Below are 18,185 nucleotides of genomic sequence, written 5' to 3'. Positions count from 1 at the left end.
GGACTCTGTCCGGAGCTGGCTCCCGACCGATCGTTCGGTTCGTGCGATTCCATGGTGAGACGGGCGCCGTAAGGTGTCAACCGCTGTGGATAACCTGCGCACGTGCCCTGTGGACAAGTGGGGAGATCCCGTGCGCTGCGGCGAGGTCTTCCGAGAGGGGCTGTGCGCCGCGGGCGGGCCTGAGTACCGTTCCCGTGCGAGTGGGCCCGGAAGTGGGACCGGGATCGGGAGACGGGGTGGAATGGACGCGTACGGCACAGACTCGGACGCCCGGCAAGGGCCGGACGAGCCGGGCAGTGCGCCCGAGCCGGCCGATGTGGCCGCGCCGAGCGGTGCGCCCGGGCCGTTCCCCGAGCCCCGCACCGGTGTGGCCGCCCTCTCCCTGCGGTACCAGATAGGTGCCGCGCTGGCGCTCGCCGTCGTCGCCGTCGTCGTCTGCGTCCACGTCGGCATGGTCTTCCTGCACGTCGCGCCGTCGAACACGGTCACCAAGGCGCACGGCAAGGCGATCGACGACTGGATCTACCCGGAGTTCGAGCAGAACTGGAAGCTGTTCGCGCCGAACCCGCTGCAGCAGAACATCTCGGTCCAGGTCCGCGCCGACGTGCGGACCGGGGACGGCGGGCTGCGCACCACCGGCTGGTACGACCTGTCCGCCGAGGACGGCCGGGCCATCGACGGCAATCTGCTGCCCAGCCACACCGAGCAGAACGAACTGCGCCGGGCCTGGGACTTCTTCGTTGCCACGCACGACGGCAACAACCGTCCGACCGGCCTGCGCGGCGCACTGTCAGAGGCCTACATACGGCGCATCGTGGTGCTGCGCCTGGACCGTGAGGACGCGGCCGGAAAGGGCGGCGTCATCGACAGGGTCCAGGTCCGTTCCCGTACCACCAATGTGACCCCGCCGAAGTGGAGCCGGGAGAAGATCTCGGACCAGCCGATCTACCGCGTGCTGCCCTGGTGGCCGGTCACGGCCTCGGACACCGTCGGAGGCGCCGAGTGAACCGCTTCACCCTGTCGGTGTCCGCCGGCATCGCCCGCATCACCGAATCGGCGCTCGGCCCGTACCAGACCGCCGTGGTCCGCATCGGCTTCAGCGCGACCTGGCTGCTGTTCCTGCTGCGCGAGTTCCCCCACCGCGAGGAGCTCTACGGCCCCTCCGGCCCGTGGAGCTGGGATCTCGCCCAGCAGTTGATCGCCTCCAACAGCGCCTTCACGGCCCTGATGTGGTCCGACGGCCGGGGCTGGTTCGAGTTCGTCTACGCGCTCGCCGTCCTGTCGAGCGTGCTTCTGCTGCTCGGCTGGCGCACGCGCGCGATGTCCGTGGTGTTCATGGTCGGCGTGCTCTCACTGCAGAACCGCAGCGTCTTCATGGGCGACGGCGGCGACAACGTCCTGCACCTGATGTCCGTCTACCTCGTGTTCACGCGCTGCGGCCAGGTCTGGTCGCTGGACGCGCGGCGGGCACGGCTCGCGCGCGAGGCACGCGAGCGTGGAGAGCGCGTTTCGGACCGGGCCGGGCCCGCGCTGTGGGGCGTGCTCGGGTTCGCGCTGGTCGCGGCGACCGCCGGAGGCCGCTTCGAGGGTGTCGGCCCGACCGTGCCGGTGATCCTGTGGGGCGTGTGGCTCGCACACGCCGTGTGGTGGGTCGTCGACCGCCGCGCGAGGACCGCACAGCCGCGGATCCTGCTGGACGTCGTCGCCAACATCGTGCACAACGGCGCCCTCTTCGTGATCATGGCCGAGGCCTGTCTGATCTACGCGACGGCCGGCTGGTACAAGATCCAGGGCACGCGCTGGCAGGACGGCACCGCGGTCTACTACCCGCTCCACCTGGACTACTTCTCGCCCTGGCCCGGGCTCGCCGACCTGCTGTCGTCCAGCGGCACGATGGTGATGCTCGTGACCTACGGGACCGTCATCGTGCAGGTCGCCTTCCCGTTCACGCTGTTCAACCGGCGGGTCAAGAACGCCCTGCTGGCCGCCATGATGACCGAGCACGCCGTGATCGCCGTGGTGCTGGGGCTGCCGTTCTTCTCGCTGGCGATGATCGCGACGGACGCGGTCTTCCTGCCGACGTCGCTGCTGCGCCGCCTGGGCGAGTGGGCGGCACGCGCGCGTGGGCGCGTCCTCGCCCGCCGTGGCCGTACGGCGCCGTCCGCGCCGCGCGCCCCCGAGAATCCCGAACCCACGCATGCGAGCTCCACGGCGTGAACGCCCTGCACACGCGCACGTAGGCTGCACGCCATGACCGACCCCGTGAGCGCTTGGCACCGCCTCGCAGACACCTGTGTGCTGCTCGACGGCTTCCACGCCCTGAAGCACGCCGTGCGCTTCGGAGCCGAGGTCCCGGTGGCGGTCACCGCCGACCGGCGGGCGGCGCTCGCCCTCGCCGACGAGCTGGCCCCCGACGTACGGGACACGCTGGCCGCACTCCTCAGCGAGGTGCCGGAGCCGACGTACCGGAGCCTGGTCCCGCGCCCGCATCCCACCGCCGTGGCCGCCCTGGCCGTACGACCCCCTCGCGCGGACAACCTCGAGAAGCTCGCGCACACCCCTCGCACCGCGCCCGTCGTGGTCCTCGACAACCCGCGCAACCTCGGCAACGCGGGCGCCGTGATCCGCCTGGCCGCCGGTTTCGGCGCGACCGGCGTGGTCACCACCGGCACGCTCGACCCGTGGCACCCCACGGTCGTGCGCGCCGGCGCGGGGCTGCACTTCGCGACGGCCGTGGAACGACTGGACGTCGACGAGCTGCCGGCCGGCCCGCTGTTCGCGCTCGACCCGGAGGGCGACGACATCCGGGGCGTCAAGCTCCCGGACGACGCCGTCCTCGCCTTCGGCTCCGAGCGCAGCGGGCTGTCCGCCGAACTACGCGCGCGTACCGACCACTTGCTGTCCCTGCCGATGCGCCCCCAGGTCTCCAGCTACAACCTGGCGACGAGCGTGGCCATGACGCTGTACCACTGGAGCGCGACGGCTGCGTTCTAGGCCTCCCGGCGGACTTCCACCACTCGGAAGCGGTTGGCGACGAACGCCCCGTCCGTGAGCGCCGAGTTGGCCGCCGGGTTGCCACCCGAACCGTGGAAGTCGGAGAACGCGGCAGTCTGGTTGACGTACACCCCGCCCGTCAGGTTCAGCGACAGCTGGGCCGACTCCTCCAGGCAGACCTCCTGGACCGCCTGCTCGACCTCCTCGTCGGTCGTGTACGCCCCGACCGTCATCGCGCCCTTCTCACGGATGGTGCGCCGCAGCAGCTCCGCGCCGTCCGCGGCCGAGTCGACCGCGACCGCGAAGGAGACCGGACCGAAGCACTCGCTCATGTAGGCGGCCTCGTCGTCGGGCTTGGCGCCGTCCAGCTTCACGATCACAGGCGTGCGTACGACCGCGTTCGGGAACTCCGGGTTGCTGATCTCCCTTGACGCCAGGGCGACTTCACCGAGACCGGCCGCCGCCTCCAGGCGGGCCTTCACGTCCGGGTTGACGATGGCGCCGAGCAGGGCGTTCGCGCGCGCGTCGTCGCCGAGGAGGCCGTCGACGGAGCGGGCGAGGTCGGCGACGACCTCGTCGAAGGTCCTGGGGCCCTCGTCGGTGCGGATGCCGTCGCGGGGGATCAGCAGGTTCTGCGGGGTCGTGCACATCTGGCCGCTGTACAGGGACAGCGAGAACGCCAGGTTGGACAGCATGCCCTTGTAGTTCGCGGTCGAGTCCACGAGCACCGTGTTGACGCCGGCCTTCTCGGTGTAGACCTGCGCCTGGCGGGCGTTGGACTCCAGCCAGTCGCCGAATGCCGTCGAGCCCGTGTAGTCGATGATCCGGATCTCGGGGCGGGTGGCCAGCGTCTTCGCGATGCCCTCGCCGGGGCGCTCGGCCGCCAGCGCCACCAGGTTCGGGTCGAAACCGGCCTCGGCGAGCACCTGGCGCGCGACCTGCACGGTGAGCGCGAGCGGCAGCACCGCGCGCGGGTGCGGCTTCACCAGGACCGCGTTGCCTGTGGCCAGCGACGCGAACAGGCCCGGGTAGCCGTTCCACGTCGGGAAGGTGTTGCAGCCGATGACCAGCGCGATCCCGCGCGGGACCGGCGTGAACTGCTTGGTCAGCGCGAGCGGTTCCCGCTTGCCCTGGGGCTTGGTCCACTCCGCCGTGTCGGGTGTGCGGACCTGTTCCACGTACGCGTAGGCCACCGCCTCCAGGCCGCGGTCCTGTGCATGCGGGCCGCCCGCCTGGAACGCCATCATGAACGCCTGGCCGGAGGTGTGCATGACCGCGTGCGCGAACTCGTGCGTCCGGTCGCTGATCCGCTTGAGGATCTCCAGACACACCACCGCGCGAGCCTCCGCCCCCGCGTCCCGCCAGGCCTTCTGGCCCGCCTTCATGGCGGGCAGCAGCACGTCGAGGTCCGCGTGTGGGTACTCCACGCCCAGCTCGATGCCGTACGGCGACACCTCGCCGCCCACCCAGTCGTCCGTGCCCGGCTGGCCGAGGTCGAGGCGCGTGCCCACGAGGGCGTCGAAGGCGGCCTTGCCCGCCGCCATGTCCAGGCTGCCGTTCTCGCCGTATGCCTTGGGGTGCTCGGGGTGCGGGGACCAGTACGCACGTGTGCGGATCGCTTCCAGCGCCTGGTCGAGGGTGGGCCGGTGCTTGGCGATCAGCTCGTGCGCGGTCAGTTCGGCGGCCATGCGGGACCAACTCCTCGTCTTGTGAACTCTTCGTTGAGCTCATGACCTGGGCAGAAACATGGGCAGGAACAGCCAGTCAGAGTTAGAGTAACCGAACGATCGGTCGGGACAAGGGGGCCTGCCGCATCTGTGGAAAACCCCGTGCGGGAGGATCGCGCACATGACAGCACTCGACCTCAGCAGCCCCGTGGCCGTCGTCGGCACCGGCACCATGGGCCAGGGCATCGCCCAGGTCGCGCTGGTTGCAGGCCATCGCGTACGGCTGTACGACGCCGTCCCGGGGCGCGCCCCGGAAGCGGCCGAAGCCATCGGCGCGCGCCTCGACCGGCTGGTCGAGAAGGACCGGCTCACGGCCGCCGACCGGGACGCGGCACGCGCGCGTCTGCTGCCCGCCGCGGACCTCGCCGACCTCGCGGACTGCTCCCTGGTCGTCGAGGCCGTCCTGGAGCGGTTGGACGCCAAGCAGGAGCTCTTCAGCAAGCTCGAGGACATCGTGGGCGAGGACTGTCTGCTCGCCACCAACACCTCGTCCCTGTCGGTGACGGCCATCGGCGGCGCCCTGCGCAACCCCGGCCGCTTCGTCGGTCTGCACTTCTTCAACCCGGCGCCGCTGCTGCCTCTCGTCGAGGTCGTCTCCGGGTTCGCCACCGACGTCACCTCGGCCACGCGCGCGTACGAGATGGCGCGCGCCTGGGGCAAGACGCCGGTCGCCTGCGCCGACACCCCCGGCTTCATCGTCAACCGCATTGCCCGGCCCTTCTACGCCGAGGCCTTCGCGGTCTACGAGGCCCAGGGCGCCGACCCCGCCACCATCGACGCGGTGCTGCGCGAGTCCGGCGGCTTCCGGATGGGCGCCTTCGAACTGACCGACCTCATCGGACAGGACGTCAACGAGTCCGTCACGCACTCCGTGTGGCAGTCCTTCTTCCAGGACGTGCGCTTCACGCCCTCACTCGCCCAGCGGCGCCTGGTCGAGTCGGGCCGGCTCGGCCGCAAGAGCGGGCACGGCTGGTACGACTACGGCGACGACGCCGAGCGCCCCGAGCCGCACTCTGCCGAGAAGCAGCAGCGGCCCGCGTACGTGGTCGCCGAGGGCGACCTGGGTCCCGCGTCCGAACTGCTCGCGCTGATCCGCGAGGCGGGCATCCAGGTGCGAGAGGAGGACGAGGACCACGGCACCCGCCTGGTGCTGCCGGGCGGCGGCCAGCTGGCCCTCGCCGACGGCCAGACCTCGGTGGAGTTCCGGGACGTCGTCTACTTCGACCTCGCCCTGGACTACCGCAGGGCCACCCGCATCGCCCTGTCCGCCTCCCAGGACACCTCGCCGCAGACCCTCGCCGAGGCCACCGGCCTCTTCCAGGCGCTCGGCAAGGACGTCAGCGTCATCGGCGACGTCCCGGGCATGATCGTCGCCCGCACGGTCGCCCGGATCGTCGACCTGGCGCACGACGCCGTCGCCAAGGGCGTGGCCACCGAGGAGGACATCGACACCGCGATGCGCCTGGGTGTCAACTACCCGCTCGGGCCCTTCGAGTGGAGCCGCAGGCTCGGCCGCAACTGGGCGTACGCCCTCCTCGACGACCTGCATCTGCGCGACCCCTCGGGGCGCTACGCGCCGTCCCTCGCGCTGTACCGCCACGCGTACGCCACCGACAAGCGGGAGGGCAGCACGTCATGACCACCGCCAAGCGCGACACGTACACCCCGGAGACGCTGCTGTCCGTCGCCGTCCAGGTCTTCAACGAGCGCGGCTACGACGGCACCTCCATGGAGCACCTCTCCAAGGCGGCCGGCATCTCCAAGTCGTCGATCTACCACCACGTGGCCGGCAAGGAGGAACTGCTGCGCCGCGCCGTCAGCCGGGCCCTCGACGGGCTCTTCGGGATCCTCGAGGAGGAGCACGCGCGCGTGGGGCGCGCCGCCGAGCGCCTCGAGTACGTCGTGCGGCGCATGGTCGAGGTGCTGATCGGCGACCTGCCGTACGTGACGCTGCTGCTGCGCGTGCGCGGCAACACGGACACCGAGCGGTGGGCCCTGGAGCGGCGCCGCGACTTCGACCACCAGGTGGCCGAGCTGCTGAAGGCCGCGGCCGCCGACGGGGAGGTGCGCGGCGACGTCGAGGTGCGGCTCGCGACGCGGCTGGTCTTCGGGATGATCAACTCGATCGTCGAGTGGTACCGCCCCGACGGGCGCGGGATGAGCGAGCGCGAAGTGGCCGACGCGGTGGCGCAGTTGGTCTTCGGCGGCCTGCGCAAGGAGGCCTGAGAGAGCCGCAAGAAGGTTCAGCCCTGCGGCTCCAGGTCCTCCTCCTCGAACACCAGCAGCGTGCGTGTGCTGAGTACCTCGGGCATGGCCTGGAGGCGGGTGAGCACCAGTTCGCGCAGCGCCTTGTTGTCGGGTGTGTGGACGAGCAGCAGGACGTCGAAGTCGCCGCCCACCAGGGCGATGTGGGAGGCGCCGGGCAGCTGTCTGAGCTGTTCCCGCACCGTGCGCCAGGAATTCTGGACGATCTTCAGGGTGATGTAGGCGGAAGTGCCCTGACCTGCGCGTTCATGGTTGACGCGGGCGCCGAAGCCGCGGATGACGCCATCCTCGATGAGGCGGTTGATACGCGCGTAGGCGTTCGCGCGCGACACGTGCACCCGTTCTGCGACCGACCGTATCGACGCGCGGCCGTCCGCCTGGAGCATCTGGAGGATGTCCGAATCGATGGCGTCGAGCGGACGCGGCAGCGGCAGGGGGCTTCCGCCTTCCGATCCCTCGGCCATTTGTTCAGGTGCCATGTCCCCCCGCCTCCCTACCATGGACGTACTGCGTTCATTTGAGGTTGTGGAGAACCGATTGTCCACAGCCCGAAGGGGCCTGTAGCCAAAATGTGCCGGCGACCGAACAATCGGTAGGTGAGGCGCGACACACACCCGTGGTGCGCCTGAAGCCGCTCCCACGAGGAGGTGCCGTCATGACGGTCATGGAGCAGCGGGGCGCGTATCGGCCATCGCCGCCGCCCGCCTGGCAGCCCCGCACCGACCCCGCGCCGCTGCTGCCCGACGCGGAGCCCTACCGCGTCCTCGGCACCGAGGCCGCCGGCAAGGCCGACCCGGCCCTGCTGCGCCGTCTGTACGCCGAGCTGGTGCGCGGCCGCAGGTACAACGCGCAGGCGACCGCGCTCACAAAGCAGGGCCGCCTCGCCGTGTACCCCTCCAGCACCGGCCAGGAGGCCTGCGAGGTCGCCGCGGCACTCGCCCTTCAGGAGCGCGACTGGCTCTTCCCCAGCTACCGCGACACCCTCGCCGCCGTCGCCCGTGGCCTGGACCCCGTCCAGGCGCTCACCCTCCTGCGCGGCGACTGGCACACCGGCTACGACCCGCACGAGCACCGCGTGGCCCCTCTGTGCACCCCCCTCGCCACCCAGCTCCCGCACGCCGTGGGCCTCGCGCATGCCGCCCGTCTCAAGGGCGACGACGTGGTCGCGCTCGCCATGGTCGGCGACGGCGGCTCCAGCGAGGGCGACTTCCACGAGGCGCTGAACTTCGCCGCCGTCTGGCAGGCCCCGGTCGTCTTCCTCGTCCAGAACAACGGCTTCGCGATCTCCGTACCGCTCGCCAAGCAGACCGCGGCCCCGTCGCTGGCCCACAAGGCCGTCGGCTACGGCATGCCCGGCCGCCTGGTCGACGGCAACGACGCGGCCGCCGTGCACGAGGTCCTCACCGACGCCGTACGGCACGCGCGCGAGGGCGGCGGCCCGACGCTGATCGAGGCGATCACCTACCGCGTCGACGCCCACACCAACGCCGACGACGCGACCCGCTACCGCGGCGACGCCGAGGTCGAGGCCTGGCGCGCGCACGACCCCATCGCGCTCCTGGAGCACGAGCTGACCGAACGCGGCCTGCTCGACGAGGACGGCATGCGGGCCGCCCGCGACGCGGCCGAGACCATGGCCGCCGACCTGCGCGAACGCATGAACCAGGACCCGGTGCTCGACCCCATGGACCTGTTCGCCCACGTCTACGCCGAGCCCACCCCGCAACTGCGCGAACAGCAGGCCCAGTTGCAGGCCGAACTGCACGCGGAACAGGAAGGCGGCCACTGATGACCACCGTCGCCGTCAAGCCGGCCACCATGGCGCAGGCCCTCACGCGCGCGATGCGCGACGCCATGGCCGCCGACCCCACCGTGCACGTCATGGGCGAGGACGTCGGCACCCTCGGCGGTGTCTTCCGCGTCACCGACGGACTCGCCAAGGAGTTCGGCGAGGACCGCTGCACGGACACACCCCTGGCCGAGGCCGGCATCCTCGGCACCGCGGTGGGCATGGCGATGTACGGCCTGCGCCCGGTCGTGGAGATGCAGTTCGACGCGTTCGCGTACCCCGCCTTCGAGCAGCTGATCTCGCACGTCTCCCGCATGCGCAACCGCACCCGCGGCACCATGCCGCTCCCGATCACCATCCGCGTCCCCTACGGCGGCGGCATCGGCGGCGTCGAGCACCACAGCGACTCCTCCGAGGCCTACTACATGGCGACTCCGGGGCTCCATGTCGTCACGCCCGCCACGGTCGCCGACGCCTACGGCCTGCTGCGCGCCGCCATCGCCTCCGACGACCCCGTCGTCTTCCTCGAGCCCAAGCGCCTGTACTGGTCGAAGGACTCCTGGAACCCCGAGCACCCGACGGACGTTGAACCGATAGGCCGCGCGATGGTGCGGCGCTCGGGCCGGAGCGCCACGCTCATCACGTACGGACCGTCGGTTCCCGTCTGCCTCGAAGCCGCCGAGGCGGCACAGGCCGAGGGGTGGGACCTCGAAGTCGTCGACCTGCGCTCCCTGGTGCCGTTCGACGACGAGACGGTCGGCGCCTCGGTACGGCGGACAGGGCGCGCGGTCGTCGTACACGAGTCGGGCGGGTTCGGCGGCCCGGGCGGGGAGATCGCGGCCCGTGTCACGGAGCGCTGCTTCCACCACCTGGAGGCGCCGGTGCTGCGCGTGGCCGGGTTCGACATCCCCTACCCGCCGCCCATGCTGGAGCGTCACCACCTGCCCGGCGTGGACCGGATCTTGGACGCCGTGGGGCGTCTGCAGTGGGAGGCCGAGAGCTGATGGCACAGGTGCTCGAGTTCAAGCTCCCCGACCTCGGGGAGGGGCTCACCGAGGCGGAGATCGTGCGCTGGCTGGTGGAGGTCGGCGACGTCGTCACGGTCGACCAGCCGGTCGTCGAGGTCGAGACGGCCAAGGCGATGGTCGACGTGCCCTGCCCCTACGGCGGTGTGGTCACCGCCCGCTTCGGTGAGGAGGGCACGGAACTGCCCGTCGGCGCACCGCTGATCACGGTGGCTGTCGGCGCGCCGGTCCCGGCCGGCGAGGCCGAGGCCCCGGAAACCGAGGGCTCGGGCAACGTGCTCGTGGGCTACGGCACTTCCGAGGCGCCCGCCCGGCGGCGCAGGGTCCGGCCGGGGCAGCCGGTGTCCGCAGCGGTGAACGGGCAGTCCACGACTCCTGAGGCGGTCGAGGGACCCGTCCCCGTGATCTCGCCCCTGGTGCGTCGCCTCGCCCGGGAGAACGGTCTCGACCTGAGGGAGCTCGCCGGCTCCGGACCGGACGGGCTGATCCTCCGGGCCGACGTCGAGTACGCACTGCGGGCCGCGGCCGCGCAGGGCCGGGCGACGGCACCCGCCGAGCCGCAGAAGGCACCGGCGCCCGTACGGACCGCACCCGGCGCCACCGGCATCCGCGTCCCCCTCAAGGGCGTCCGCGGAGCCGTCGCCGACAAGCTCTCCCGCAGCCGCCGGGAGATACCGGACGCGACCTGCTGGGTGGACGCCGACGCGACGGAGCTGATGCGCGCGCGGACGGCGATGAACGCAGCCGGCGGCACCAAGATCTCCCTGCTCGCCCTCCTGGCAAGGATCTGCACCGCCGCCCTCGCCCGCTTCCCCGAGCTCAACTCCACGGTCGACATGGAGGCCAGGGAGGTCGTCCAGCTCGAACACGTGCACCTCGGCTTCGCCGCGCAGACCGAGCGGGGCCTGGTCGTACCGGTCGTACGGGACGCACATGCGCGGGACGCCGAACTGCTGACCGCGGAGTTCGCCCGCCTGACCGAGGCGGCCCGGGCGGGAACGCTCACGCCCGGGGAACTCACCGGCGGGACCTTCACGTTGAACAACTACGGAGTGTTCGGCGTCGACGGCTCCACACCGATCATCAACCACCCCGAGGCGGCCATGCTCGGCGTCGGCCGCATCGTCCCCAAGCCATGGGTGCACGAGGGCGAGCTCGCGGTGCGGCAGGTCGTCCAGCTCTCGCTCACCTTCGACCACCGGGTCTGCGACGGCGGCACGGCGGGCGGCTTCCTGCGGTACGTGGCGGACTGCGTGGAACAGCCGGCGGTGCTGCTGCGCACACTCTGATCCCGCGGGATCGGCGGCCTCCCCTGCGTTCCCTGTGATCGCGGCGGCACGCATACTCGGGGGGTGACCTCGTACGAGCCGACGGACGCGCAGGGCGCCGCCGAAGCCGGGTCCGTCGCGTATGACGCCGTCGTCCTCGCCGGCGGCGCCGCCCGGCGGCTGGGCGGTGCGGACAAGCCCGGCCTGCGCGTGGGCGGCCGGGCCCTGCTCGACCGGGTCCTGACCGCCTGCGCCGACGCCCGCACCACCGTCGTCGTCGCCGACTCCCGGCCCACCGCCCGCCCCGTGCGCTGGACCCGCGAGGACCCGCCCGGCGGGGGACCCCTCGCGGCGCTCGGCGCCGGGCTGCGGCACACCACGGCGGAGCAGGTCGTCGTCCTCTCCGCCGACCTGCCCTTCCTCGGCGCTCGGACGGTACGGCGGCTGCTGACCGCCCTGCGCGGGGGCGCCGCCGACGGCGTCCTGCTCACCGACGCCGACGGCCGCGACCAACCGCTCGTGGCCGCGTACCGCACACCCGCGCTGCACCGCGAACTCGCCGCGCTCTCCACCGAGCACGACGGCCTCACCGGCCTGCCGCTGCGCAGGCTCACCGCCGCCCTCGACCTCACCCGCGTCCCCGACCCCGTCGCATCCTTCGACTGCGACACCTGGGACGACATCGCCACCGCCAGGGCACGTATCAGGGAGCATGGGCACGTGTTGGATGAATGGATTTCCGCAGCCAAGGACGAGCTGGGCATCGACCTCGACGTCGACACCGGCGTCCTGCTCGACCTAGCCCGCGACGCCGCCCACGGTGTGGCCAGGCCCGCGGCACCACTGACCACCTTCCTCGTCGGCTACGCGGCCGCCCAGGCCGGCGGGGGCCCCGAGGCCGTCGCCGAGGCCGCCCGCAAGGCCGTGGCCCTCGCCCTGCGCTGGGCGCAGGAGGACAACCCCGACGCCAAGCCCGACACGGACGCAGGATGACCACCCACTCCACCCGGACCGGTCAGGACCCCGAGGACCTCGACGTCGAGGAGGTGCTCGCCCTGGTGAACGACCACGGCGGCCGCACACCGGGCGACCCCGCACCCGCATCCACGCCGCCCGCACCCAGTGCCCAGCCCGCCACCGCCCACCGGCCCGACGTCCACCACAGGGCCACCCACTGGCCCGAGGCCCGAGCGATCGCCGCCCGCGCCGGTCGGTCCGCCACCCGCCGCGCCCCCGTCTCCGTCTCCCTCGACGGCGCTCTCGGACTCACCCTCGCCGCGCCCCTCCCCGCCCTCACCGACCTGCCCTCCTTCGACACCTCGGCGATGGACGGCTGGGCGGTCGCAGGACCCGGCCCCTGGGACGTACGCGACGCGGGCGTCCTCGCCGGACACGCCGACCCGGAGCCCCTCACCGACGGCGAGGCCGTCCGTATCGCCACCGGCGCCCGCATCCCCGCGGACACCACCGCCGTCCTGCGCAGCGAGCACGGCCGTATCGACGACAAGGGCCATCTGCACGCCGGCCGCGAGATGCAGCACGGCCAGGACATCCGCCCCCGCGGCCAGGAATGCCGCTCCGGCGACCAACTCCTGCCCGTCGGCACCCTCGTGACCCCCGCCGTGCTCGGGCTCGCCGCGGCCGCCGGCTACGACACCCTCACCGCCGTCCCCCGCCCCCGCGTCCAAGTCCTCGTCCTGGGCGACGAGTTGCTCACCGAGGGCCGGCCGCACGACGGCCTGATCAGGGACGCCCTCGGCCCGATGCTGCCGCCCTGGCTGCGCGCGCTCGGCGCCGAGGTCACCGCCGTACGCAGGCTCGGCGACGACGCGAAGGCCCTGCGCAAGGCCATCACAGGCTCCGACGCCGACCTGATCGTCACCACCGGTGGTACAGCCTCGGGGCCCGTCGACCACGTTCACCCCACCCTGGAGCGGATCGGCGCGGAACTCCTGGTAGACGGCGTCAAGGTGCGCCCCGGCCACCCCATGCTGCTGGCCCGCACCAAGGAGAACCAGCATCTCGTCGGCCTCCCCGGCAACCCCCTCGCCGCCGTCTCCGGCCTGCTCACCCTCGCCGAACCCCTGCTGCGCAGCCTCGCCGCGCGCCCCGCCCCGGAGCCGTACACGCTGCCGATCCAGGACGCGGCCCACGGGCACCCGCACGACACCCGGCTCATCCCCGTCGTGCTGCGCGGCGACCGTGCCGTGCCGCTGCACTACAACGGCCCCGCCATGCTGCGCGGCATCGCGGTCGCCGACGCGCTCACCGTCGTACCACCGGGTGGCGCCCGTGCGGGTCAGGAGCTGGAACTCCTCGACCTGCCCTGGGCGTCCGCCGGAATCGGGGTGTGTTTCACGTGAAACTTCCGGGCCATGACGCGATCGCCCGCCAGGCGGACGAACATCTCGTGACCCATAGGGTGAAACTCCCGAAGAAGGTGGTCGAGCGACCGATCCGACAGGTCGGCAAACGGCTGCTGCTGGCCCTGCTGGTGCTGGTTGCGACCGCCTTCATTGTCTACGCCGACCACGACGGCTACAACGACAACTCCGACGGCTCCGTCGACCTCCTCGACGCCTTCTACTACGCGACCGTCACCCTCTCCACCACCGGATACGGCGACATCACCCCGGTCAGCGACGCCGCCCGGCTCACCAACATCTTCGTCATCACGCCCCTGCGCGTGCTCTTCCTGATCATCCTGGTCGGCACCACCCTCGAGGTCCTCACCGAACGCACCCGGGAGGAATGGCGCCTGAACCGCTGGAGGTCCGCCTTGCGCGATCACACCGTCGTCGTCGGCTTCGGGACGAAGGGACGCTCGGCGATCCAGACCGTCTGTGCCACGGGCCTGAAGAAGGAGCAGGTCGTGGTGGTCGATCCCAGTTCCAAGGTGATCGACGCCGCGACGGCCGACGGCTACGTCGGTGTCATCGGGGACGCCACGCGCAGCGAGGTGCTCAAGCGGGCCGAGGTGCACAGGGCACGGCAGATCATCATCGCGACCCAGCGCGACGACACCGCCGTGCTCGTCACGCTGACGGCCCGGCAGCTCAACCGCGGGGCGAAGATCGTGGCGGCGGTGCGCGAGGAGGAGAACGCGCAGCTGCTCCAGCAGTCCGGCGCCGACGCGGTCATCACCAGCGCCAGCGCGGCCGGACGCCTGCTCGGCCTGTCCGTGCTCAGCCCCGCCGCCGGCATGGTGATGGAGGACCTCATCCAGCAGGGCAGCGGGCTCGACATCGTCGAACGCCCGGTCATAAAGGCCGAGGTGGGCAAGAGGCCGCGCGAGACGGACGACCTGGTGGTGAGCGTCGTACGAGGGCATCGGGTGCTCGGATACGACGATCCGGCCGTCGGGACACTGGAGTTGACGGACCGGCTGATCACGATCGTCCGGGCGACGCCGGGCGCCCGGGTCGCCCCGGACGTCCGGCCCCTGCGACAGAACTGAGTCCTACTTGCGGTTGTAGAGGCGCATCGTGACCGGCCCGAAGACCAGCACGAACAGTCCGGCCCACCCCAGCGACCAGGCGACCTCGGCCGCCGGCCAGTCACCGGCCATCAACCCGCGTACCGCGGACGACAGATGGGTGATCGGGCTGTTGTTGACGAACGCCTGCAGCCAGCCCGGCATGGTCCTCGGGTCGACGAAGACGTTGGACAGGAAGGTCAGCGGGAAGATCACCATCATGCTGACGCCCATCACCGACTTCTCGGTGCGCAGCAGCAGCCCGAACATGGTCCAGATCCACGAGAACGCGAACGAGAACACGACCAGCAGCGCGATCCCGGCGAGCACCCCGCCGACCCCGCCGTCCGGGCGGTAGCCGAGGATCACGCCGACGGTGAGCATCACCACGGACGCGATCGTGTAGCGCAGGGCGTCGCCCAGCAGATAGCCGACCATCGTCGACGGCCGCCAGATGGGCAGCGAGCGGAAGCGGTCGAAGACGCCCTTCTCGATGTCGGTGTTCACCGAGACTCCGGTGTACATCGTGATCATCACGACCGACATCACCAGGATGCCCGGCAGCAGGAACTGGATGTACTCCTTCGGCGACCCGGCCAGGGCGCCCCCGAACAGGTACGTGTACATCAGCACCATCATGATCGGGAACGCGGTGACGTCGAAGAGCTGCTCAGGCACGTGCTTGATCTTGAGGACGGCCCGCCAGCCGAAGGTCAGCGAGGCCGACCAGGCGCTCGGGCGCGGCGGCCGCTCCCCGGCGACCAGCAGCGCGGCGAGCGACTCGGCGCTGACGGGGGCCAGGTCCTGCGTATCCGTGGTCGTCGCGGTGCTCATGCCGCCACCTCGTCCTCGTCCTTGTCGTCGCCCTTCGGGCTGTGTGTGTCGTGTCCGGTGAGGGCGAGGAACACCTCGTCCAGGCTGGGCTGCCCCAGCGCGAAGTTGTCCACGGTCACGCCGGAGCGGGCCAGTTCGCCGAGCGCCCGGGCGGCCTGCTCGGCGGCGATGCCGCTGGTCGCCGTACCGACACGGGCCGTCAGCGCGACCGGGTCGGGCTCCAGCTGCACCTGTGCGTCCAGGGTCCGCCGCAGCACCTCGGCCGCCTCGGGCCGCTGCTGCGCGTCCCGCAGCCGCAGATGTACGGAACCGGCGCCGACGGATGCCTTCAGCTCGCCCTTTGTGCCCTCGGCGATGACCCTGCCGTGGTCGATGACGGCGATCCGGGATGCCAACTGGTCGGCCTCGTCCAGGTACTGCGTCGTCAGCAGCACCGTCGTGCCCTGGGCGACGACCGCGCGCACGATGTCCCAGACCTGGTTGCGGCTGCGCGGGTCGAGCCCGGTCGTCGGCTCGTCGAGAAACAGCAGGTCGGGGGTGTTGAGGATGGACGCGGCGATGTCGATACGGCGCCGCATGCCGCCCGAGTAGTGCTTGACCTGCTTTCCGGCGGCCTCCGTCAGCCCGAAGGCCTCCAGGAGCTGCCCTGCACGCACCAGCGCGGCCTTCTTGCCGTGGCCCAGGAGGCGGCCCAGCAGGACCAGGTTCTCCGTGCCGGTGAGGTCCTCGTCGACGGAGGCGTACTGGCCGGTGAGGCTGACGCGGCCGCGGACCTCGTCGGCCTCGCGCACGACGTCATGGCCGAAGACGTGCGCCTCGCCGGCGTCCGGCCGCAGCAGGGTGGCGAGCATCTTCACGGTGGTCGTCTTGCCTGCGCCGTTCGGGCCGAGGACGCCGTAGACCGTGCCGGCCGGGACGGCGAGGTCGACGCCGTCGACGGCCCGGGTCTCACCGAACGTCTTCACCAGTCCCGCGGTCTCGATGGCCAGGCCGGACGTGTGCTGGCTCATGGTGGGGTGTCCTTCCGCGCACTTGGGTTACGCATGGGGAGACCTTTACCGTCGCCCGAACTCATCGGTGATCGCACACTTTTTTCCCTCGCCCCCGCCGCCGCAGGGCACGCGGGGGCGAGGAGTAGCGTCCCCCTCATGCATGCGATCACGATTCCCGAACCTGGTGGACCCGAGGCGCTGGTGTGGGACGAGGTCCCGGATCCGGTGGCCGGCGAGGGCGAGGTGCTGGTCGAGGTGGTGGCCGGTGCCGTCAACCGCGCCGACATCCTGCAGCGGCAGGGCTTCTACGACCCGCCGCCCGGCACGTCCCCCTACCCCGGCCTGGAGTGCTCGGGCCGGATCGCCGCGGTCGGACCCGGCGTCTCCGGCTGGGCCGTCGGCGACGAGGTGTGCGCGCTGCTCACGGGCGGCGGCTACGCGGAGAAGGTCGCGGTCCCGGCCGGACAGCTGCTGCCCGTCCCCAAGGGCCTCGACCTCAAGCAGGCGGCCGCACTGCCCGAAGTCGTCTGCACGGTCTGGTCGAACGTGTTCATGATCGCCCAGCTGCGCCCCGGTGAGACGCTGCTCGTGCACGGCGGCTCCAGCGGCATCGGCACCATGGCCATCCAGCTGGCCAAGGCGATCGGCGCCAAGGTCGCCGTCACGGCGGGCACCGAGGCGAAGCTGGAGCGCTGCGCCGAACTGGGCGCCGACATCCTGGTCAACTACCGGGAGCAGGACTTCGTCGCCGAGGTCAAGAAGGCCACGGACGGCGCGGGTGCCGACGTCATCCTCGACAACATGGGCGCCAAGTACCTGGACCGCAACGTCCAGACCCTCGCCGTCAACGGCCGCCTCGCGATCATCGGCATGCAGGGCGGCATCAAGGGCGAGCTGACCATCGCCACGCTTCTGAACAAGCGGGCCGCCATCAGCGCGACCACGCTGCGCGCCCGCCCGCTCGCCGAGAAGGCGGCCATCGTCGCGGCCGTACGCGAACACGTCTGGCCGCTGCTCGACGGCGGCCACGTCCGCCCGATCGTCGACCGCGAGATCCCCATGAGCGACGCGGCAGCAGCCCACCGGGTCGTGGAGGAGAGCGGCCACGTGGGCAAGGTGCTGCTGGTCGTGCCCTGAGGCACCCGGACAGACCCTAGCCGCGCCGCAGCCGCAGGCCGACGAAGGCGAGGCCCAGGCCGAGTCCGATCAGGACCAGTCCGCCGCCCAGCGGGAGGATCCGCAGGACGGGCTCGGTGGGGCCTTCGGCCTGCGTGTCGGCAGGCTGCGCGGTGTGCGCCGAGGGCTTCGGCGGTACCAGGCCGGCTTCCGCGGGCGGTGACGCGGACACGGCCGGGCCCGTATCGGCCTGGCCCTCCGAGTTCGCCGTGTCCCGGCCTCCGTCGCCGTCCCCCTCCTCCGAGGGATCGCCCGTGAAGTCGTCCGCCGTCTCCCGCCGTCCCGGCCGCTCCCGCCCCTCACCGGCCACGCTTCCGGCCCGCGAAGGCTCGGGCGGCTTGTGGGAGGCAGTGGGGGAGGCCGCCGCGGACTCGGCCACCCGGGGGACGAGAGTGGGCGTACGCGTGGCGTCGTCCGTCGGCACGGCTGCGTACGTCGATACGGGGCCGTACGACGACACGGCGCCGTACGACGCAACACTCCCGCCGGGCGGAAACACGATCACGCCGGCCCCCACCCCCACCACCAGTCCCGCCCCTCGCAAAGTCCGCAGCCATGGATTCACGCCCCAAGCCTCACATCGGCCCGCACTTCCGGCATTCCGGGTTCCGCCGAAATGCCGAACCCGCTGCACAATCCG

General features: G+C 71.7%; 17 protein-coding genes. 12 read left to right on the top strand and 5 right to left on the bottom strand.

Annotated features, from left to right (window positions below; all coding sequences use genetic code 11):
* Window positions 1-241 precede the first annotated feature (241 nt).
* From ACFY1L_RS34405 to ACFY1L_RS34395, 3 genes are read left to right on the top strand one after another with little or no spacing between them, the layout of a single operon-like run.
* Complete coding sequence (locus tag ACFY1L_RS34405; protein ID WP_388832960.1) at window positions 242-1,006, top strand: DUF5819 family protein; 765 nt, start codon at window positions 242-244, stop codon at window positions 1,004-1,006.
* Window positions 1,003-2,217, top strand: coding sequence for an HTTM domain-containing protein (locus ACFY1L_RS34400; protein WP_388832957.1), 1,215 nt, complete (start codon window positions 1,003-1,005; stop codon window positions 2,215-2,217). The genes ACFY1L_RS34405 and ACFY1L_RS34400 overlap by 4 nt, the downstream gene beginning before the upstream one ends.
* Window positions 2,218-2,250: 33 nt before the next feature.
* Entirely contained in the window at window positions 2,251-2,994 is a 744-nt protein-coding gene (locus ACFY1L_RS34395; protein ID WP_388832954.1) for a TrmH family RNA methyltransferase, read from the top strand.
* Here ACFY1L_RS34395 and paaN read toward each other — a convergent pair.
* Window positions 2,991-4,682, bottom strand: a complete 1,692-nt coding sequence (gene paaN / locus ACFY1L_RS34390) for a phenylacetic acid degradation protein PaaN (protein WP_388832951.1) — start codon at window positions 4,680-4,682, stop codon at window positions 2,991-2,993. The genes ACFY1L_RS34395 and paaN overlap by 4 nt on opposite strands.
* A 160-nt stretch (window positions 4,683-4,842) precedes the next feature.
* Here paaN and ACFY1L_RS34385 point away from each other — a divergent pair, with 160 nt between their 5' ends.
* Entirely contained in the window at window positions 4,843-6,360 is a 1,518-nt protein-coding gene (locus ACFY1L_RS34385) for a 3-hydroxyacyl-CoA dehydrogenase (RefSeq protein ID WP_388832948.1), read from the top strand.
* Window positions 6,357-6,947: a TetR/AcrR family transcriptional regulator gene (locus tag ACFY1L_RS34380; protein ID WP_388832945.1), complete on the top strand. Its 591-nt coding sequence runs from the start codon at window positions 6,357-6,359 to the stop codon at window positions 6,945-6,947. The genes ACFY1L_RS34385 and ACFY1L_RS34380 overlap by 4 nt, the downstream gene beginning before the upstream one ends.
* 17 nt (window positions 6,948-6,964) lie before the next feature.
* Here the strand turns inward: ACFY1L_RS34380 and ACFY1L_RS34375 are convergent, their stop codons facing one another.
* Entirely contained in the window at window positions 6,965-7,465 is a 501-nt protein-coding gene (locus ACFY1L_RS34375; RefSeq protein WP_388832942.1) for an Lrp/AsnC family transcriptional regulator, read from the bottom strand.
* 176 nt (window positions 7,466-7,641) lie between these two features.
* On the opposite strand from ACFY1L_RS34375, the gene pdhA reads away from it, so the two are divergent.
* The 6 genes from pdhA (at window position 7,642) to ACFY1L_RS34345 (ending at window position 14,525) form a co-directional block, all read left to right on the top strand.
* Window positions 7,642-8,775 carry a pyruvate dehydrogenase (acetyl-transferring) E1 component subunit alpha gene (gene pdhA, locus ACFY1L_RS34370; protein ID WP_388832939.1) on the top strand — a complete coding sequence of 378 codons (1,134 nt, stop codon included), beginning with the start codon at window positions 7,642-7,644 and terminating at the stop codon, window positions 8,773-8,775.
* On the top strand, window positions 8,775-9,779 hold the full coding sequence (locus tag ACFY1L_RS34365; RefSeq protein ID WP_388832937.1) for an alpha-ketoacid dehydrogenase subunit beta: 1,005 nt from the start codon (window positions 8,775-8,777) through the stop codon (window positions 9,777-9,779). The genes pdhA and ACFY1L_RS34365 overlap by 1 nt, the downstream gene beginning before the upstream one ends.
* Window positions 9,779-11,089, top strand: coding sequence for a dihydrolipoamide acetyltransferase family protein (locus ACFY1L_RS34360; RefSeq protein WP_388832934.1), 1,311 nt, complete (start codon window positions 9,779-9,781; stop codon window positions 11,087-11,089). The genes ACFY1L_RS34365 and ACFY1L_RS34360 overlap by 1 nt, the downstream gene beginning before the upstream one ends.
* 63 nt (window positions 11,090-11,152) lie before the next feature.
* On the top strand, window positions 11,153-12,061 hold the full coding sequence (locus ACFY1L_RS34355; protein WP_388832931.1) for an NTP transferase domain-containing protein: 909 nt from the start codon (window positions 11,153-11,155) through the stop codon (window positions 12,059-12,061).
* Window positions 12,058-13,431 (top strand): molybdopterin molybdotransferase MoeA, encoded by a 1,374-nt coding sequence (locus ACFY1L_RS34350; protein ID WP_388832928.1) that lies wholly within the window; start codon window positions 12,058-12,060, stop codon window positions 13,429-13,431. The genes ACFY1L_RS34355 and ACFY1L_RS34350 overlap by 4 nt, the downstream gene beginning before the upstream one ends.
* Window positions 13,428-14,525 carry a potassium channel family protein gene (locus ACFY1L_RS34345; RefSeq protein WP_388832925.1) on the top strand — a complete coding sequence of 366 codons (1,098 nt, stop codon included), beginning with the start codon at window positions 13,428-13,430 and terminating at the stop codon, window positions 14,523-14,525. The genes ACFY1L_RS34350 and ACFY1L_RS34345 overlap by 4 nt, the downstream gene beginning before the upstream one ends.
* 3 nt (window positions 14,526-14,528) lie before the next feature.
* On the opposite strand, the gene ACFY1L_RS34340 is transcribed toward ACFY1L_RS34345, so the two are convergent.
* Both ACFY1L_RS34340 and ACFY1L_RS34335 read right to left on the bottom strand, forming a co-directional pair.
* Entirely contained in the window at window positions 14,529-15,377 is an 849-nt protein-coding gene (locus ACFY1L_RS34340) for an ABC transporter permease (RefSeq protein WP_388832922.1), read from the bottom strand.
* Window positions 15,374-16,387 carry an ATP-binding cassette domain-containing protein gene (locus ACFY1L_RS34335; protein ID WP_388832919.1) on the bottom strand — a complete coding sequence of 338 codons (1,014 nt, stop codon included), beginning with the start codon at window positions 16,385-16,387 and terminating at the stop codon, window positions 15,374-15,376. The genes ACFY1L_RS34340 and ACFY1L_RS34335 overlap by 4 nt, the downstream gene beginning before the upstream one ends.
* 138 nt (window positions 16,388-16,525) lie before the next feature.
* On the opposite strand from ACFY1L_RS34335, the gene ACFY1L_RS34330 reads away from it, so the two are divergent.
* Window positions 16,526-17,506, top strand: coding sequence for an NAD(P)H-quinone oxidoreductase (locus ACFY1L_RS34330; RefSeq protein WP_388832917.1), 981 nt, complete (start codon window positions 16,526-16,528; stop codon window positions 17,504-17,506).
* 16 nt (window positions 17,507-17,522) lie between these two features.
* On the opposite strand, the gene ACFY1L_RS34325 is transcribed toward ACFY1L_RS34330, so the two are convergent.
* Complete coding sequence (locus tag ACFY1L_RS34325) at window positions 17,523-18,050, bottom strand: hypothetical protein (protein ID WP_388832914.1); 528 nt, start codon at window positions 18,048-18,050, stop codon at window positions 17,523-17,525.
* Window positions 18,051-18,185 lie beyond the last annotated feature (135 nt).

The sequence above is a fragment of the Streptomyces sp. NPDC001663 genome, from assembly GCF_042893105.1.
In the GTDB taxonomy this organism is placed as follows: domain Bacteria; phylum Actinomycetota; class Actinomycetes; order Streptomycetales; family Streptomycetaceae; genus Streptomyces.
Note: the sequence above shows the minus strand (reverse complement) of the source record. Positions and strands in the feature narration are given on the sequence as shown.

Bases quoted from the DNA above. Each gene is read 5' to 3' on its own strand.
- ACFY1L_RS34405 (WP_388832960.1), top strand. From the start codon at position 242: ATGGACGCGTACGGCACAGACTCGGACGCCCGGCAAGGGCCGGACGAG.
- ACFY1L_RS34395 (WP_388832954.1), top strand. From the start codon at position 2,251: ATGACCGACCCCGTGAGCGCTTGGCACCGCCTCGCAGACACCTGTGTG.
- paaN (WP_388832951.1), bottom strand. From the start codon at position 4,682: ATGGCCGCCGAACTGACCGCGCACGAGCTGATCGCCAAGCACCGGCCC.
- ACFY1L_RS34385 (WP_388832948.1), top strand. From the start codon at position 4,843: ATGACAGCACTCGACCTCAGCAGCCCCGTGGCCGTCGTCGGCACCGGC.
- ACFY1L_RS34380 (WP_388832945.1), top strand. From the start codon at position 6,357: ATGACCACCGCCAAGCGCGACACGTACACCCCGGAGACGCTGCTGTCC.
- ACFY1L_RS34375 (WP_388832942.1), bottom strand. From the start codon at position 7,465: ATGGCACCTGAACAAATGGCCGAGGGATCGGAAGGCGGAAGCCCCCTG.
- pdhA (WP_388832939.1), top strand. From the start codon at position 7,642: ATGACGGTCATGGAGCAGCGGGGCGCGTATCGGCCATCGCCGCCGCCC.
- ACFY1L_RS34365 (WP_388832937.1), top strand. From the start codon at position 8,775: ATGACCACCGTCGCCGTCAAGCCGGCCACCATGGCGCAGGCCCTCACG.
- ACFY1L_RS34360 (WP_388832934.1), top strand. From the start codon at position 9,779: ATGGCACAGGTGCTCGAGTTCAAGCTCCCCGACCTCGGGGAGGGGCTC.
- ACFY1L_RS34350 (WP_388832928.1), top strand. From the start codon at position 12,058: ATGACCACCCACTCCACCCGGACCGGTCAGGACCCCGAGGACCTCGAC.
- ACFY1L_RS34340 (WP_388832922.1), bottom strand. From the start codon at position 15,377: ATGAGCACCGCGACGACCACGGATACGCAGGACCTGGCCCCCGTCAGC.
- ACFY1L_RS34335 (WP_388832919.1), bottom strand. From the start codon at position 16,387: ATGAGCCAGCACACGTCCGGCCTGGCCATCGAGACCGCGGGACTGGTG.
- ACFY1L_RS34330 (WP_388832917.1), top strand. From the start codon at position 16,526: ATGCATGCGATCACGATTCCCGAACCTGGTGGACCCGAGGCGCTGGTG.